General features: G+C 55.2%; 14 protein-coding genes and 2 riboswitches. Of the genes, 5 read left to right on the top strand and 9 right to left on the bottom strand.

Translation table 11 applies throughout. From position 1 onward, the window contains the following. Positions 1 to 81 precede the first annotated feature (81 nt). Complete coding sequence (locus FFI90_RS08000) at positions 82 to 813, top strand: DUF3581 domain-containing protein (RefSeq protein WP_144777426.1); 732 nt, start codon at positions 82 to 84, stop codon at positions 811 to 813. A 96-nt stretch (positions 814 to 909) separates the two neighbouring features. On the opposite strand, the gene ahpC is transcribed toward FFI90_RS08000, so the two are convergent. From ahpC to FFI90_RS07980, 4 genes are all read right to left on the bottom strand, one after another. Then, positions 910 to 1,473 (bottom strand): alkyl hydroperoxide reductase subunit C, encoded by a 564-nt coding sequence (gene ahpC, locus FFI90_RS07995; RefSeq protein ID WP_144777424.1) that lies wholly within the window; start codon positions 1,471 to 1,473, stop codon positions 910 to 912. Positions 1,474 to 1,618: 145 nt separating this feature from the next. Further along, complete coding sequence (locus FFI90_RS07990) at positions 1,619 to 2,923, bottom strand: TRAP transporter large permease (protein WP_144777422.1); 1,305 nt, start codon at positions 2,921 to 2,923, stop codon at positions 1,619 to 1,621. Beyond that, positions 2,913 to 3,407: a TRAP transporter small permease gene (locus tag FFI90_RS07985; protein WP_144777420.1), complete on the bottom strand. Its 495-nt coding sequence runs from the start codon at positions 3,405 to 3,407 to the stop codon at positions 2,913 to 2,915. The genes FFI90_RS07990 and FFI90_RS07985 overlap by 11 nt, the downstream gene beginning before the upstream one ends. A gap of 60 nt (positions 3,408 to 3,467) precedes the next feature. Beyond that, a complete protein-coding gene (locus tag FFI90_RS07980; protein ID WP_144777418.1) occupies positions 3,468 to 4,478 on the bottom strand; it encodes a DctP family TRAP transporter solute-binding subunit in 1,011 nt (336 codons plus the stop codon). Between the two features lie 239 nt (positions 4,479 to 4,717). Between FFI90_RS07980 and FFI90_RS07975 the strand changes: the two genes are divergently transcribed. Beyond that, positions 4,718 to 5,884 carry an AI-2E family transporter gene (locus FFI90_RS07975; RefSeq protein WP_144777416.1) on the top strand — a complete coding sequence of 389 codons (1,167 nt, stop codon included), beginning with the start codon at positions 4,718 to 4,720 and terminating at the stop codon, positions 5,882 to 5,884. Between the two features lie 40 nt (positions 5,885 to 5,924). Next, positions 5,925 to 6,380: an MgtC/SapB family protein gene (locus FFI90_RS07970; RefSeq protein WP_144777414.1), complete on the top strand. Its 456-nt coding sequence runs from the start codon at positions 5,925 to 5,927 to the stop codon at positions 6,378 to 6,380. 23 nt (positions 6,381 to 6,403) lie between these two features. Here FFI90_RS07970 and FFI90_RS07965 read toward each other — a convergent pair whose 3' ends face one another. After that, entirely contained in the window at positions 6,404 to 8,278 is a 1,875-nt protein-coding gene (locus FFI90_RS07965) for a hypothetical protein (protein WP_144777413.1), read from the bottom strand. A gap of 187 nt (positions 8,279 to 8,465) precedes the next feature. On the opposite strand from FFI90_RS07965, the gene mltF reads away from it, so the two are divergent. Next, positions 8,466 to 9,854, top strand: coding sequence for a membrane-bound lytic murein transglycosylase MltF (gene mltF, locus FFI90_RS07960; protein WP_144777411.1), 1,389 nt, complete (start codon positions 8,466 to 8,468; stop codon positions 9,852 to 9,854). Between the two features lie 3 nt (positions 9,855 to 9,857). On the opposite strand, the gene FFI90_RS07955 is transcribed toward mltF, so the two are convergent. The 3 genes from FFI90_RS07955 to FFI90_RS07945 all read right to left on the bottom strand — a co-directional run bounded on the left by FFI90_RS07955 (position 9,858) and on the right by FFI90_RS07945 (position 12,951). Then, positions 9,858 to 10,778 (bottom strand): lysophospholipid acyltransferase family protein, encoded by a 921-nt coding sequence (locus FFI90_RS07955; RefSeq protein WP_144777410.1) that lies wholly within the window; start codon positions 10,776 to 10,778, stop codon positions 9,858 to 9,860. A gap of 86 nt (positions 10,779 to 10,864) precedes the next feature. Continuing rightward, positions 10,865 to 12,178 carry an LLM class flavin-dependent oxidoreductase gene (locus FFI90_RS07950; RefSeq protein ID WP_144777409.1) on the bottom strand — a complete coding sequence of 438 codons (1,314 nt, stop codon included), beginning with the start codon at positions 12,176 to 12,178 and terminating at the stop codon, positions 10,865 to 10,867. After that, positions 12,178 to 12,951 carry a 3-oxoacyl-ACP reductase gene (locus tag FFI90_RS07945; protein WP_144777408.1) on the bottom strand — a complete coding sequence of 258 codons (774 nt, stop codon included), beginning with the start codon at positions 12,949 to 12,951 and terminating at the stop codon, positions 12,178 to 12,180. The genes FFI90_RS07950 and FFI90_RS07945 overlap by 1 nt, the downstream gene beginning before the upstream one ends. A 58-nt stretch (positions 12,952 to 13,009) precedes the next feature. Continuing rightward, a riboswitch (TPP riboswitch) is annotated at positions 13,010 to 13,105 on the bottom strand. Between the two features lie 80 nt (positions 13,106 to 13,185). Further along, positions 13,186 to 13,294, top strand: a riboswitch (TPP riboswitch). A gap of 99 nt (positions 13,295 to 13,393) precedes the next feature. Between FFI90_RS07945 and FFI90_RS07940 the strand changes: the two genes are divergently transcribed. Continuing rightward, positions 13,394 to 14,833 (top strand): sodium:solute symporter family protein, encoded by a 1,440-nt coding sequence (locus FFI90_RS07940; RefSeq protein ID WP_144777407.1) that lies wholly within the window; start codon positions 13,394 to 13,396, stop codon positions 14,831 to 14,833. 297 nt (positions 14,834 to 15,130) lie between these two features. Here FFI90_RS07940 and FFI90_RS07935 read toward each other — a convergent pair whose 3' ends face one another. After that, positions 15,131 to 16,000 carry a phytanoyl-CoA dioxygenase family protein gene (locus FFI90_RS07935; RefSeq protein WP_144777406.1) on the bottom strand — a complete coding sequence of 290 codons (870 nt, stop codon included), beginning with the start codon at positions 15,998 to 16,000 and terminating at the stop codon, positions 15,131 to 15,133. Positions 16,001 to 16,237 lie beyond the last annotated feature (237 nt).

Here is a 16,237-nt window from a genome sequence, read left to right as displayed (position 1 = left end):
CGCATATCCATAAACGCCCGACCCCGGTACCATATCAAGAGGCACTGCTACGCCACCCCTTGCACCCAGGACAAGCAACACATGTTTCCAGACCGCTTTCACTCAATCCAGGACGGACGCGTACATATTTCTGCATCTCAGGCCAGCCTGTTCGCCAAGGAGGTGGCCGGAGATTTCAATCCGATTCACGACCCCGATGCGCGCCGGTTCTGTGTCCCCGGAGACCTGCTTTTCGCCGTAGTGGTTTCACGTTTCGGGCTCTCCCGACACATGACCTTCCAGTTCCGCGCCCTGCTGGGGGACGGAATACCTCTGGAATTCCGGGAAAGCGGTGAAGAAACCATTGAAGTGTGCGATCAAGGTGGCAAGGTCTATCTCGAAGTAACCCGCAGTGGCGACGTAACCCGGGATAAGCAAGTTATCGAAGAATTTATTCGCTGCTACGTGGCAGCCTCTGGCAAAAACTTCCCCCACACCATGAAACCGTTGATGGAATCGAAGGGTGTAATGTTCAACCCGGACCGCCCCATGGTGATGTATGCGAGCATGAGCCTGACCATGGACAGCCTGGATGCTGCATCCCCGGAGCTGGAACTACACAATGCCGACCTTGAGGCGAACGGCAAGCGTGGCAATGTCATGCTTGAATACCGACTGATTTCTGACGGCAAGCCGGTGGGTGAAGTGTCGAAGCATCTGGTTCTGGGCGGGCTGAGACCTTACTGCCCGGATGCCATGGCCGGTATCGTTGAAGAATTTTATCGCCTTAAAGCACGTGGCTCCCACTACGGTATCGACACCGTAGATTCGTAAACCGCAGACGCTAAAAACCCCGGAGGCCCGGGGTTTTCTATCAGTAGCAGGCCCGTTACACGGGCCTGCACTGCGTGCTTTCGGCTGAATGAAAACTTAGATCTTGCCAACCAGATCCAGTGAAGGAGACAGTGTCGCTTCGCCTTCCTTCCACTTGGCCGGGCAAACTTCGCCGGGGTGCTTGCGCACGTACTGGGCAGCCTTCACTTTACGCATCAGTTCGCTAGCATCACGTCCAATACCTTCTGCAGTGATTTCCATCGCCTGAATCACGCCGTCCGGATCAATCAGGAAAGTAGCGCGGTCTGCAAGGCCTTGGCCTTCACGCATTACGCCAAAGTTGTTGGTAATGCTACCGTTCTGGTCGCCAACCATGAAGTAGTTGATCTTACCAATGGTCTCAGAGCTGTCGTGCCATGCTTTGTGGGTAAAGTGCGTGTCGGTGGACACGGAGAATACTTCAACACCCATTTTCTGCAGTTCTTCGTAATGGTCTGCTACGTCGCCCAGCTCGGTGGGGCAAACGAAGGTGAAATCTGCAGGATAGAAGAAAAAGATCGCCCACTTGCCTTTCACATCCGCTTCGGAAATTTCTACAAACTCGCCCCGTTTGAAGGCGGTTGCGTTAAACGGTTTGATTTCGCTATTGATCACGCCCATTAGAAACACTCCTGTTGGTTAGTTTGCGTGTTAATGAATCTACGGCGCCCATAGTAGCCAATGAGCCAAATTCAGTAAAATTGATTATCTTCAATCTAGCTATAGGGGGTATCTATCGACTGTTGCTGCTGTGCTTCACCAGCTTCTACCAAGGCCCCACTACATAGCCAAGCTTCTCGGGAAGCCAGAGCGCAATTCCGGGGATCAGCATCACCAGCAGCAAGCTCACGCTCATCGCGGCAATAAACACCAAAGCCCAGCCCACTGTATGCTCCAGGCGAATATTTGCAATACGTGTTGTAACCATCAGGTTGACCGCTACCGGCGGGGTAAATTGGCCAATGGCGATGTTCATGGCCAGCAAAATACCAAACCACACCGGGTTCCAGCCAAAATGGTTCATCAATGGCAAGACGATGGGGATGAGGATCAGGTAGATCGACACCGCATCCAGCAGCATACCGGCGATCAACACAAGCACCATCACCAGGCCCAGCAACACCCAGCCGTTGTCCGAAAGAGACAGCAGCGCATCTGCGAGGTGCTGGAAGGTACCCAGCGTAGTGCCCGCCCAGGCAAAAATGCCTGCCAGCGCAATAATGAGCATGACGACACCAGACGTCACCGCCGCGTCGGTCATCAGATCAAACAGGCTGCGCAAACTCAGATTTCGGTATACCAGGCAGCCTACAATCACGCCGTAAGCCACTGCAACCACAGCGGCTTCTGTGGGTGTAAACAAGCCTGAGCGCAGGCCACCCAGAATAATTACCGGGGCAAACAGGGCCGGCAGGGCCGCCTTGAAGCTGGGCCAGAATGGCGGGCGCTCAGAAGTTTCGGGGTTCTCCCAGCCAAATTTTCGAGCGAGGTACAGCGCCGGCACCAGCAACGACAACCCGGCCAGAATGCCCGGAAACAATCCGGCGGCAAACAACGCTCGCAAATCCACGCCAGGCACCACAATGGAATAGAGAATCAGCGCAATGGAGGGCGGAATCAGGATGGCGGTAGAAGACGACGCCGCGATCAACGCGGCAGAAAAAGGCTGCGGGTAACCGGCTTTGCGCATACTGGGTAGCATCACCATGGCCACCGCTGCCGCATCTGCCGGCCCCGAACCACTCATTCCGCCCATGATCAGGCATACCAGCACCGCAACAACCGTCAGGCTGCCGTGGCGAGGGCCGATGATCGCCTGGGCAAAGCGCACCAGGCTGGCCGCTACACCAGCACGCTCAAAAATAAGACCGGTGAGGATAAACAGGGGTATCGCGATCAGCGGATACTTCGACACACTGTTGTAGGTATTGGTGCCAAAGGTGGCAAGCATGTCGGGCGACAAGCCAGCGACGATCCCCACCAACCCACCAAACCCCAACGCAATGGCGACGGGAACGCCCAACAACAAGGCCACCAGAAAACTGCCGACCATCAGCAGGTCAGGACTCATGGATGACCTCCGGGTCTTTCTTGCCGCGCATGCGGTCAATGAAGTTCTGAGTCATCCGGAAAATAATCGCCGCCGACATCAGCGGCAGCCAGATCACATAAATCCAGTTTGGTAAGCCCAACCCCGGAGATAAAGACTCCCAGTCGTATTCCTGCATCGCAAAAATAGCGCCATACCAGGTGGTTACCCCCATAACCGACACACCCACCAGCCACTGCACAACAAACAGGCCCTTCAGCGCAGCGGGCGGCAGATAATGCTCAATCAGCTCGATCCGGATGTGTTGATTACTGCGGGCGGCCACGGCTGCGCCGGCGAACGTAAGCAACACCAGAAGAAAGACAGAGAACTCTTCGGTGAACGCAAAGGAGGCATCGGTGGTATAGCGGACAATCACATTACCCAGGCTGATGACACAGATTGCGATCAAGGCCAGGGATGCCAGCCAGGCTTCCGGCCGGAACTTCGGGGGACGGGAGGGCATGATTACTCCGTTTCAGAAAAAGCACCCACCGGAGCCGGCGGGTGCCTATACAGCAGCGAGTTACTGCTTGCGGTTGGCGACAGCAGACTGAGCCTGCTTAACCAGGTCTTCACCGATGCGCGGTGTCCACTTTTCATAGACTGAACGAGTCGCCCCAACAAACGCATCGTGCTGCGCCTGGGTCAGTTCAGTTACGGTTACACCACGCTCCTTGATGGCCTGCAGCGTTTCCTCAAGCTCGGCGCGGGATTTTTCAATCTCCCACTTGCCGGCATCGACAGCCGCCTGCTTCAGAAGTGCCTGGTCTTCTGCATTGAACTGGCCCCAAACACGGTTGCTGACCGCAAACACCAGCGGATCGGCCATGTAGTGCCACAATGTGAGATGCTCCTGCCCTACCTGGTCAATACGCGCCACGTCAAAAACCGACAGCGGGTTTTCCTGGCCATCGACCGCACCGGTGGTCAGTGCTGGCTTGGCATCCGCCCAGCTCATCTGTGTCGGGTTAGCGCCCAGCTCGGAGAAGGTGTCCTGGAACAGTGGCGAGCCCACAACACGGATTTTCAGGCCTTCCAGATCCGCCGGCTCGCTGATAGCGCGCTTGGAATTGGACAGTTCACGAAAGCCGTTCTCGCCCCATGCCAACGGTGTTACGCCGCGCTTTTCAATCGCTTCGAATACGGCTTTACCAGCATCGCCCTGAGTGATGGCATCGATGGCCGCGTTATCCGGCATCAGGAATGGCAGGGAAAACAGGTTCAGTTCCGGAACCTGAGGCGACCAGTTGATGGTAGAGCCCACGGCCATATCGATCAGCCCTGAACGCATGGCAGAAAACTCTTTGGTCTGATCCCCGGAGACCAGCTGGGAATTGCTGTAAATCTTCATGTTAATGCGCCCTTCCGAGCGCTCTTTCACCAGCTCGACCCATTTATCGGCAGCCTGACCCCAGGGAAACGCCGACGGCAGTACGGTAGAAACCGTGTATTCATCTTTGTATTGTGCGTTCACCGCGGAGCTGAGCAGCAAAGTGGCCGCAGCAACGGCGATCAAAGAACGGGATTTCAGCATCTTGTTTTCCTTTTTATTAGCAAGGGAGAGTCTGCGGCGGAGCAATGGACACGTCGCAGCAATAGAGGATTATAGGAGTGGGTGTTGTTGCGACGCAAAACAAAAACCACGGAGAAAGGCCAAACACACAGAAATAGAAATTGCCGCCCCATTACAGATCTGTTGTTTTTGTTCACGCACCTCCATAGCCGTCTACAATTGAAGGGATGTATCGCCGACACCAACCAACAGTGGCAGCCATGGAAAGCGAAGATCAATACGAACGCAGCCCGAGCAACCCAGACAATAGAATTTCATCCGAGAAGGCGCTGATTGAAGCGGTTAATGTCCGCAGCATGTCACTGGTGATCCTCTCCAGCATAGCCACGATTTATTTCATTAACTGGGCACAATCGGTACTGCTTCCACTGGTGGTTGCCGTATTAATCAGCTACGCGCTGGATCCCCTGGTATCGATGCTTGATCGCTTGAGAATGCCCCGGCCACTGAGTGCGGCAATCGTATTGATTACCTTGCTCGGCGCTATTGGGGCGACAAGCATTCCCCTGCAGCGTGAAGCCATGGCGATGCTGGATAAAATCCCGGTCGCCATCAACAAATTTCAACGCAACGAAGCAGCCAGACCGAATAAAGAGGAAGGCCTGGTGGAAAAAGCTCAGGCAGCTGCGAAGAAGATCGAGGAATCTGCAGCGCAGGAACAAAGTGACACTCAAACCGCACATCAAGGTGTAACGCCCGTGCGCGTGGTAGACAACCCCATGGATATCCAGCAATACGTTTTGAAGCGCTCGCCTGCCGCGCTGGTGCTGATATCCCAGTGTTTCTCAGTGTTATTGCTGGTGTACTTCATATTAGCCATAGGGTCGCTGTACAAGCGCAAAATCGTGAAAATCTCTGGCCCTTCCTTCGGGCGAATGCGCAAGGCCGCCCGGATCATGAACGACTTTCACCATCAGGTGCGGCGATTCCTTTTCGTAATGCTGCTCGGCGCCCTTTTTGTCGGCATATTGACCTGGGTGGCTTTTCTCGCCATGGGCGTGGAACAGGCTATGTTATGGGGCGTGGTTGCCGGTGTAGCCAGCGGCATCCCCTATCTCGGGCCATTTCTGGTGCTGGTTGCTACCGGCGTAGCAGCATTTATCCAGTTTGGTGAGGCCGACATGGCGATCATCGTCGCTGGAACGTCACTGGGGATCACAAGCATTCAGGGATACCTGCTGACCCCCTGGCTAACCAGCCAGGTTTCGAGCCTCAATGCCGTGGTTATTTTTATCGGGCTGCTTTTCTGGGGCTGGCTCTGGGGGCCCGTGGGGCTGATCATCGCGACGCCAATTCTGATGATTATTAAATCCCTGTGCGACCACGTTGTAAATCTTCGCCCGGTAGGGGAATTGCTGGGCAAATAGAACCAAAACAAACGGCTGAATAAAAATCGGGAGACTCAACATGCTCGATACTCAAATCCCTGTACTGGACATGTTTATCCGGCTTCTTGCGGCGGCTGGCCTGGCGCTGATACTGGGGCTGGAGAGAGAGCTAAGAGGCAAGGCCGCAGGCTTGCGCTCCCACATGCTTGTTTCGTTGGGCGCTTCGGCTTTTATTATTATGGGTATGCACATTCTGTTCGCCACGGCAGAAGGCGACCCCTCAGCCCGTGTCGATCCAACCCGCATAGTGGAAGGTGTCATAGGTGGCATAGGGTTTCTCGGGGCCGGCAGCATTATCCAGAGCCGTGGCAGCGTTCAGGGCATCACCACCGGAGCTTCAATCTGGATGGCCGGCGCCGTTGGCGTGGCCTGCGGCCTGGGCATCTTTGCCCTGGCTGGCATGGTGACCTTGATGGCACTGATTATCATGGCGGTACTCGGCCGGTTCGAGCATGAGGTTATCAAGGGTAACTGAAACGCATTCGGCTGGCCCGGTTATCACCCGAGTTTTCTGTAATCCATTTCGCTCAGAGGTATTGGCCGGTAAAAGTGCGATTCTCCTTTGTCGGCTTTGAGCCAGCCTGTCATCGCAGAGAGCACGTCAATCTGGCTGGGATAATCATCATAGCGTTGCGCGCTCCATTGCCCTTGGTTGTGAACAAAACTGTCGAAGAGCGTCATCTGAATATCGTATTTGGGAGTGCTTTCCCCGTCCGCTAACTCCTCATGAACCTGAATCGTTACTTCTGCCAGCGATCCTGCCTGGGGGCAGCTGATTGAACACTGTCGGGCATCCAGGTCCACCCGGATAACGCCGTTTTTGTACCGCACCAACATCGAACGCTCTTTCACCGCCATAAACTTACCTGTGCGCACATTGATTGCAGTGGCAGCACCGGGCCTTGAGCGCAATGAGACGTAGCTGGCGCCATAGTCATTCAGGGCAAGCGATTTGCTGCCCAACCGCTCAGGCAAGTTTGCAAGTACGTGCCACTCAGCCAGCAAACCTTCCAGTTGCAATGGCTCGTCCAGCACATGACTCAGTAGCGTTATGGGGTGTATCAGGGTCTCAAAGAACAGGCCACCGGTCTCCTTTGCCAGACTCCACTCGCGGGGGTCCTCACCTTCAAAAAAGGTGATATCAACGCCAACAAGCTTCCCGAGCTGCAGGCGCAAATAAGCAAGCGCATCGGCCCCTGCAGTACGATCTTCCGGGCTGCTTTTCACGTTTATATCGAGGAACCGGTGATACTGCGGATTCAACGTAAGGAAATAGTTGAGGGGCAGTGCTTTTTCCAGCCAGTAATAACTGAACAAAAACCCTCGTTCCATCAACTGATCCTGACACTGGCGGAGAACCGCCAGCTCTGCTGCTGTGCCGACCAAAGGCTTTTCAACGCCAAAAACTATACCTTCCTTTGCCATAGCTGAAACGTATCCGAGATGGCTCGCAGTAGGCGTTGCAACAATCGCGTAAGACGATCGTTTTTTGATGAACTTGACCACCTCCTGTATCTTTTTTTCACTGCTCGAACCACTCGTCAATAACTGAAAAGCCACGCCATCTTTCCTGAGCTGCTCTCGAAAGCTCTCATCAATGCAATCGCTGATGATGGCCACCTGGCCGGGTGAGTATAGATTCTTCCCGATCAGCGCGGGGAGCATGCGATGCTGAACCACATCACCCGCGCCGATAATCGTGATGTTCGGTCGCCGGCCAACGGGAATTGCAGGAATCAGATTAATAATGTTGGCAATAATGAGTGCCGTGTAGATGTATCCGAACGTGCCTATCGTCAGCTGTGCCGCCTGAGTTGCCTGATACCCCTCGAAATCCAGGTTCAGCGCGAGGGCCAGCACTTCAGACACACTGACTCCGAGAAGCCCCGCCAAAAGGAAAAACTGGGTCGCCAGTACAAATGGCAATGCAATGAAATACTCGGCCTCGTTGAATATGGTCAGGTGTTTTTCGATAAGAATCCGAAGCAGCATGTAGTAAAAAACCCACATCACCGATTCAAACAACAGCAATGCGGCAATGAAATCCGACACCAGGCTCAGATGTGCGTTTACCGAGTCTGGAATGCCGGGCAGGGCCGGCGTGGCAGACAGTACAAAATAAAAGACCAGCGACAGGCCCAGCACAACCAGCAAATAGCGCTCTGAGTGCATTGCATGGAAATCAACCCGCTCTTTCTCATCGTTAAGAGCCGCCTGCCGTTTCCGGAAGATGAGTTTTATCCACTGTAGCGGCGACAAGATTCTGAGAACAAAAATCAGCCAGTAAATAATCGATGCAAAGATGCTGCGGTGCTTACCCCAGGTATAGGATTCGTAGTGTGGCTTGGTGCTGACTTTCGAGAACAAATCCATCGGATTGAATTTTTCACCTGGCTGGTATGGCGGTTAATTATGGCGCGAAAGTGCTTTGGCGCTCGCGCTCTTTCAAGTTCAGTTGCAACATTCCACCGCTTACGCCGCTTGAAATCAATGTGATATGTTGTCCTTTAAGGCACGTAAAACTACTTATACATTGAGAAATCAAACGCCGAGGTCTTTCATGGCTCATAAGCTGCGCATGTTGGGGGGAGTGCTTCTTCCGCTGGCTTTCATTATTACGACTGGCTGCAACCAGAGCAACTCTGGTTCTGACACCGGTGCCAAGCCAACAGACCAGCTGGCACCTCCCGAGCAAACAGGCATATTGGAAGTTGCCACGCGCAATGGCGCCACTACTTACTACCTCGACCGCAATGAAAACCCGATAGGCCCGGAATACAGCCTGGTATCACAGTTCGCCGCCAGCAAGGGATGGACGGTTAACTGGACCCAGTACGATTCAACCGCCGCCGTTCTGAAAGCACTGGAATCCGGCAACACTCACATGGCCGCGGCCGGGCTGACTCACCTGCCATCGCGCACAAAAAAGTTCACGCGTGGCCCGGCCCATACCGAAATTATCGAACAACTGGTGTGTCACCGGGAACTGCGCCCAATGCCCCGCAAACCTGACAGCATAGCCAACGTTGGCATTTCCGTAACAGCTGACTCCAGCTATGTGGAAACACTGAACAAGCTTGCCAGCGAACACGAAGGCATCACGTTTTCCGAAGATAGCAGTAAGACAACAGAGGTGCTGCTGTCCGACGTAGCAAGACAAGACATCGATTGCACCGTAGCCGACTCCAACATTGTTCAGGTGATGCGCCGCCACTTCCCACACCTGGAAGTCGCCATGAATCTGACTCAGGGCAGCAACCTTGGCTGGTATCTGCCGGCAGGCTCTGATGAGCTGGCTGGAATGGCGCGTGAGTGGATGAACAGCACCGAGGGCAACGAAGCCATGGGCTACGTCGAGAGCCGTTACTATGCGTACATTGGCGAGTTCGATTTCGTGGATCTGAGAGCGCTCAACCGCCGTATCAACGACCGCCTTCCAGGTTTCATCAACCGGTTCTCAGAGGCCGAAGCTGCCACAGGTATGCCGGCTGACCTGCTGGCGGCGCTGGCCTATCAGGAATCTCACTGGGACCCTTCTGCCATATCACCCACCGGCGTTCGCGGCATTATGATGTTGACACGGAACACGGCAGAATCCCTCGGCGTGATGAATCGACTCGATCCTGCTGCCTCCATTGATGGGGGCGCCCGTTACCTGGCCGATCGCCACCGCCGGTTGCCGGATACCATTCCGGAGCCAGACCGAACGTTTCTCGCACTGGCCAGTTACAACATTGGCCGCGGCCATCTTCTGGACGCCCGTCAACTGGCGCGGGAGCTAGGCAAAAACCCGGATTCCTGGGACGATATGAAAAAAGTACTGCCGCTGAAGGCCGACAAACGCTACTACCCGAGTACGCGCTACGGCTACGCTCGGGGCTATGAACCCGTGCATTATGTGCAGCGCATACGGAACTACCGTGACGTTATCCGCACGGCATTCGAGTAGCCCTCAATACACTTTACCCGCCCCTTCGGGGCGGGTTTTGAAGCGCTTGTGCAGCCATAAATACTGATCAGGCTGTTCTCGAATGGCGTCCTCGATATACCCGTTCCAGGCTTCGGTATCTTTTTGCTTATCGGCCCCGAAATCAGCCTGTACCGGCGAGAAGACCACGCGATAGCCTCCACCTGGCATCCGCAGGTGGCTGACGCAGACGACCGAGGCACCGGATACTTTGGCGATATAGCTTGGGGACGTAATACACCCTGTTTCCACGCCAAAAAAAGGCACGAACAACTCGGTTTTCCCGCCGAAATCCTGATCGCAGGCGAACCAGATTTCGCCACCCTTTTTAAGGAAAGAAACCATCGGCCTCAGCTCACGTTTGGCAAATGCCCGGATCCCGAAATGGCGACGACGGCCGTTTTCGATCATCCGATCAATAACGGGATTTTTGTTAGGCCGGTATACGTACCCCGGGTTTTCCAGGTGGCAGGCAACCAGCGGCAAAGCGAAGTCAAAAATACTGTAGTGCCCGCCAATCAACAGCACACCCTTGCCTTTGCTACGGGCTTCTATGAGGTTTTCCAGCCCCTGCACTTCGGCCGCCTTGCAATAGGGCAACGTATCTTGCCACCAGGCGTGGGTACTCTCGAGAAAACCCCGGCTACAGGCGACAAAATTGTCCTGCGCCAGCTGGCTCCGGGCTTCCTGATCAAGCTCGGGAAAGCAGATGGCGAGGTTGCTGTCAGCAACCCGAGCGCGGGATTTCAGTTTGGTGCTCAAAAAAAGGCCCAGCCGCTTCCCCAGTGTCTGCTTGGCAGCCATCGGTAAAAAGGACAGCAGATACAACGTAAAAACCAACCCCCAGGACGGCCATAACCGAAAGCGCCAAAGCGACGTTTTTTTATTTTTGGGTGATCCTGACATACATCACTGCCTGCTAAAAGATAGCCAACGAGCGTGACATACTTCTGCTCAACACTGTAGTTGCATTTGTTAACGAGCGTGTTCGATCAGGCAACTGGCCTCGACAGCCCGAGATGGTCGCGCAAGGTACGGCCTCTATACTCGGTGCGAAAAAGGCCACGCCGCTGCAGTTCCGGCACCACCTGCTCAATAAAATCCTCAATACCCTCAGGCAAAGACGGCGGCATCAAATTGAAACCGTCGGCGCCCTCGTTGTTGAACCAGTGTTCCATTTTATCGGCAATCTGCTCCGGCGTGCCTACCATGGTGCAGTGGCCGCCACCCGCGGCAAGCCGGCCCAGCAACTGGCGCAACGTGGGCTGCTCAGTCTCGATAATGCGCAATATGGTGCTGTAACGCCCCTGCGGCCCGCTAAACTCCTCCAACGAAGGCAAGGCCGGCACCGGCGCGTCCAGATCCCAGCCTGAACAGTCCTGATCAATGAACATGGACAGCTGGCGTAAAGACGCATCGGCGGGCAACAGCTCATCCAGCTCACGCTGCTTCGCCAGCGCCTCTGCCTCAGTAGCGGCTACGTAGGTAACCAAACCAGGCATAACCGGCACCGTAACATCACGCCCGACCGCCTTGACCCGCCGCTTTATATCGCGGTAATAGCTTTGCGCCGCCGGCAAATCGTAGGCTACCGCGTAGATGGCTTCGGCACATCTGGCCGCCAGCTCCCGGCCCTGCTCCGAGGCTCCGGCCTGAAACAGTACGGGGTGCCCTTGCACCGGCCTGGGTACATTCAACGGGCCATCCACCCGAAAAAACTCACCTCGGTGATTAATCGGCTGCACTTTATCCGGGTCAGCATAATGACCTTTTCGATCAAACATCAGGGCATCGTCGGCCCAGGAATCCCACAACCCGAGCACCGCCTGCACAAACTCGTCAGCCCGGCGATAGCGCTCGGCGTGGCCGGGCATGGCTTCATAGCCGTGGTTGCGTGCTTCCACATCAAACATCGAGGTCACCACGTTCCAGCCAATTCGCCCGCCGGATATGTGATCCAGCGAGGCCACAAGACGGGCCGCGTGAAACGGGGTGTAAAAGGTGCTGGAAACGGTGCTGATGAAGCCAATATTGTCGGTGGCGCGGCTCATGGCCGAGATGGCAGTAAGGGGCTCCAGATACCACCAGCTACCATCGGAGACATTACCCACCGTGTTGCTGTCGGCGAAAAACACGGCATCCAGTTTGCCGCGTTCGGCGGTTTGCGCCAGGCGCTCGTAATAGCGGATGTCGCCCAGCTGCTCCACCGCCGATTGCGGATGGCGCCAGGCAGCCCGATGGTGGCCGCAGCCCATCAGGAACAGGTTGATGTGCATTATGGGATGCTCGGACTGTGAAGCGCCCATCAATTTTTCACCAAGCCGCCATCGACCACCAGGTTCTGCCCGGTAACCGACCGGGCCCAGGGCGAGGCAAAAAACAGCGTGGCGTCAGCAAACTCCGCAGGAGTGGTCACCCGGCGCAGAGGGGTGCTGGCAGCAATGAAATCAAACACTGCCTCAGGCGTGGCAGCCGATGCGTCCGTGGTGCGCAGCAGACCACCGGATACCATATTCACGGTAATGTTATCTGGCCCCAGATCTTGCGACAGGGTGCGGGTGAGCGACAGCAACGCCGCTTTGCCCGCCGTGTAGTCGTGGTAAGGCACTACCGGGTTCTGGAAAAGGTTCGTACCCACGTTCACAATGCGCCCAAAGCCCGCCTCACGCATGCCATCCAACGCAGCCTGAGTGGTGTTCAAAGCGCCACCGACTACACCTGAAAACTGCTGATTCAGGTTCTCCCAGGTTAACTGCGCCACATTCGGACGCGCATCGCCATTGAATGAAAAATCCGGCAAGGCGTTGTTGATTACCGTGGTCACCGGCATACCAAAATGCTGCCGGGCTTGCGCAAACATCGCTTGTACCGCGACGCTGTCGGTAACATCCGCCTGCACCGCCAGCGACCGATCCGGCGTTTCGCTGGCCAGCTTTTTCGCCGCTTCGGCACTGTTGCGATAATTGACGACGACCCTGGCTCCTTCCCGCAGGAACGAGCGTACCAGGTGCTCGCCTAAACCACGGGCAGCGCCGGTGACCAGCACCAGCTGTTGATCAAAACGCAAAGAATGTTGCATAGACACCTCAAAAGTGAGGCGAAGGTATGAATAGGCAGATGCGGCACAGTATCTTGTTGTTGCCGGCGGCTGACATCCCTTCGCCAGTGTGAACTGGATCAGGTTCAACGGGTGTTATCTCAGCCCTGCAAGCAGGACACCCCGTGTCGAGCCAAAACCATACCACACCGGATGCGCGGATATGTAGGCCAGGATACCTGCAATTGACAAGTACTCTCAGACTTCCTACTCTGTCGGCACTCCTGGGGGGGCCGGCGTACCGGCTGAGACTCCGCATGCTGTGCGGTAACCCTTCGAACCTGATCCGGGTAATGCCGGCGAAGGGAAGGAACGCGCCCGCTGCACCCATGCCTGTGTGTCTTTTTCTTCCTTCGCGACTGTCCCGGTGGCAAACCACTTCTGGTGATTGCGTTATCCGCCTGCAGAGCAAGGAAGACAACCAATGTTAAGCTCCTCTACCGCACTTGTCTGGCTGGTTTTATTTGCGGCCCTGTTTGCCATACCCGGCCTGATATACGCCCGCCGCAAGCAGGATAAGCTGGACGACTTTCTGGTTGCCCGTAACAGCCAGAGCAGCTCTGCCACTCTGCTGACGCTGCTGGCCACCACTCTGGGAACCTGGATTCTGTTTGGCCCGGCGCAGGCTGCAACCTGGGGCGGGATTGGCGCTGTTACCGGTTACGCCTTGGGTGCACTGGCGCCGCGCCTGATTATGATCCCCTTGGGCAATCGCATTCGCACACTCATGCCCGAGGGCCACACCCTCACCGAATTTGTACTCGGCCGCTACGGCCGGGTGATGTACGGTTTTGTACTGGTCATCATGATTTTCTACCTGTTTATCAGCCTGACGGCAGGCCTGACCGCCATCGCAAAAATGGTCTCCCTGCTGGCGCCAGTTCCATTGTGGCTTACCGCCACAATTGTGATGGCCGCAACCCTGCTCTACACCCTGTACGGCGGGCTGCGTGTCACCATCTTTACTGACCGTGTACAAATGCTGGTTATTCTGCCTTTTCTGGTTCTGCTGATCGCCTTCGGCTGGCAAGCTACCGGTGGTCTGGCCCCGGCACTGCAGGGCCTGCAGACAAAAGCGCCGCACCTGCTGGATCCATTCGACATCAACGGCCTGAAATCCGGCCTGACGTTTTTTATTGCGGTGGTGCTTACCGGGCTGTTTTACCAGGGAACCTGGCAACGCATCTTCGCCGCCCGTGATAACAAAGTCATTCGTAACGGGTTTATTATCAGCGGCCTGCTGAGCTTCCCCATTATCTTCATTATGGGCTTGTTCGGGCTGGCGTTTGTGGGGCAAGGCTTGCCTGGGGACGGCTCGGTTGCGCTGTTCAGCGTGCTACTGGCAGATGTGCCATTGTGGTTTGCCATAGGCCTGTTGCCCTTCGGGCTGGCCCTGATCATGAGCAGCGCCGACTCCACCATCAGCGGGCTGACCAGCATTATGGTTATAGACTTGCGTCGGTTGCTGCCCGAACTGAGTAACCATAACCTGCTGTCACTGTCGCGCTGGCTGATTGTGCTGCTGTCGGTGCCGGTGCTGTTCGTCGCGGCCCAAGGCTACAGCGTGCTTTACCTGTTTCTGCTGGCAGACTTGCTGTGCTGCGCCGCAGCCTTCCCGGTATTTTTTGGCTTTTACAACGCCCGCTACCAAAACTACAACGCCGCCCTAAGCACTTTGGCCGGCCTGGTTGCCGGGCTTTCAGTGTTCCCTGCACCGGGTGCTCCCACCACTTACCTGCTGGAGTCATTCCTGCTTGCAGCCTTAGTGCCTGTCGCTGTGTCGTTGCTGCTCTTGCTTCTACCCAAAGGAAAACTCTTCGATTTTTCCATACTGGCGCAGCGCGTTCGGAATCTGGAGGGGTAAAAAGCTGCGGTGCTTGCGTACGGAACAACAAGTCCTTCCCGTTGTTTGTGATTGGGGCCATACTGATTGTTCTGCGTGGTCGGCTTCGTAATCTCCTTTGATGCCAACGCACGCATTAAACAGGGGTACGTGTAATGAGCAAAGGACAAGACAAAAAAAAGGACACGAAAAAACAACCGCTTTTAACCGCAAAGGAAAAGAAAGCGGCCAAGAAATCAAAGAAAAATGAAACAAACGTACTAGGGAATTAAAAGAAGCATCAGGAGCGAAAACCGCCCCTCATGCAATTGCCTGGTGTTATTCAGGCTTGATTGGCTGCAATGTTCGCTTGGGGTGCATGCCGTTTACCATGCCCATGAACGGTGGATGGATCGAATAACCCACCATGCTCAGCAGCTGCTCAGGAATTTGAGAAAGTGTGCTCTGGCTAAGCTCAAGAAAGAAGTTCTCTTGCGGCCTTAACCAGGGCTCGCAATACTGGCAAGTTACCGCCAGACGATCCGCATTCGAACGGTTGGCTCCTCCACCGTGCCAGAGCGTTCCCAAAAAGAACACAACTGAGCCCGCAGGCATCACTGCCGGTATCGCCTTAGCCCGGTCAGTGACAATTTCCTTCCCCAGGTTATGGCTTTCAGGAATAACCACGGTAGCGCCATTTTCTTCCGTAAACTCGTCAATCGCCCAAACGGTGGCAGCACCGAAGGGTGGCCGTGGGCGTGGAACCGGATAAAACCCATCATCGTAGTGCAGCGGCTGGGCCGATTCGCCAGGCAGTATATTGATAACCTGGGCCTGACTGAGCAGATAATTTGGCTGAAATAACCGGTCCAGAAGCCCCGTAATGCGGGGATGCGTTGCAAGCAAGTCAATTACCCGCGTTTTCTCCAGAACATTGTAGAGCCTCTGTGTCTTTACGCCTTCAAAGGTGTTGCGCCCGGACTTTCCAAGCAGCGGCAAAGCAGAATCACGAATCAGTTCAAGCTGCGAGGCGGTCAGCAGATCCTCAATGATGACATAGCCGTTTTTCATAACGGCCTCAAAGTCCCGGGCAACCATGTCTTTAAGTGCTTCCGGCGTATTGGCAGCGTCAGACCGAAACGATTTGTGCGTAGTAGCAAGATCTTCCGTAAGCTCCAGGACTGATTCGATCGTCTTTTTGTTGGTCATCCGCATCGCTCTCAAAAAAAGGGGTCATTCAGGGCATTTTATTAACGCGCATTATTAACCGGCTGAGCCCATACACGTTGCCGATCTCAGGGGTTATCGGCATTACAGTATGAATTAACCGCAACACAGGAAGCATTGTCAAACAAAGATCCCTATGACACGGTAGTTTGCGAGTTAACGGATTGCTGCAGGAATGGCAAGCCGGATGTTCCTTTCATTTAGGCGGCATTTTTACTA

It is taken from the genome of Marinobacter maritimus (assembly GCF_007671675.1).
Classification (GTDB): Bacteria; Pseudomonadota; Gammaproteobacteria; order Pseudomonadales; family Oleiphilaceae; genus Marinobacter; species Marinobacter maritimus.
This window is presented reverse-complemented; position numbering and strand designations above follow the sequence as displayed.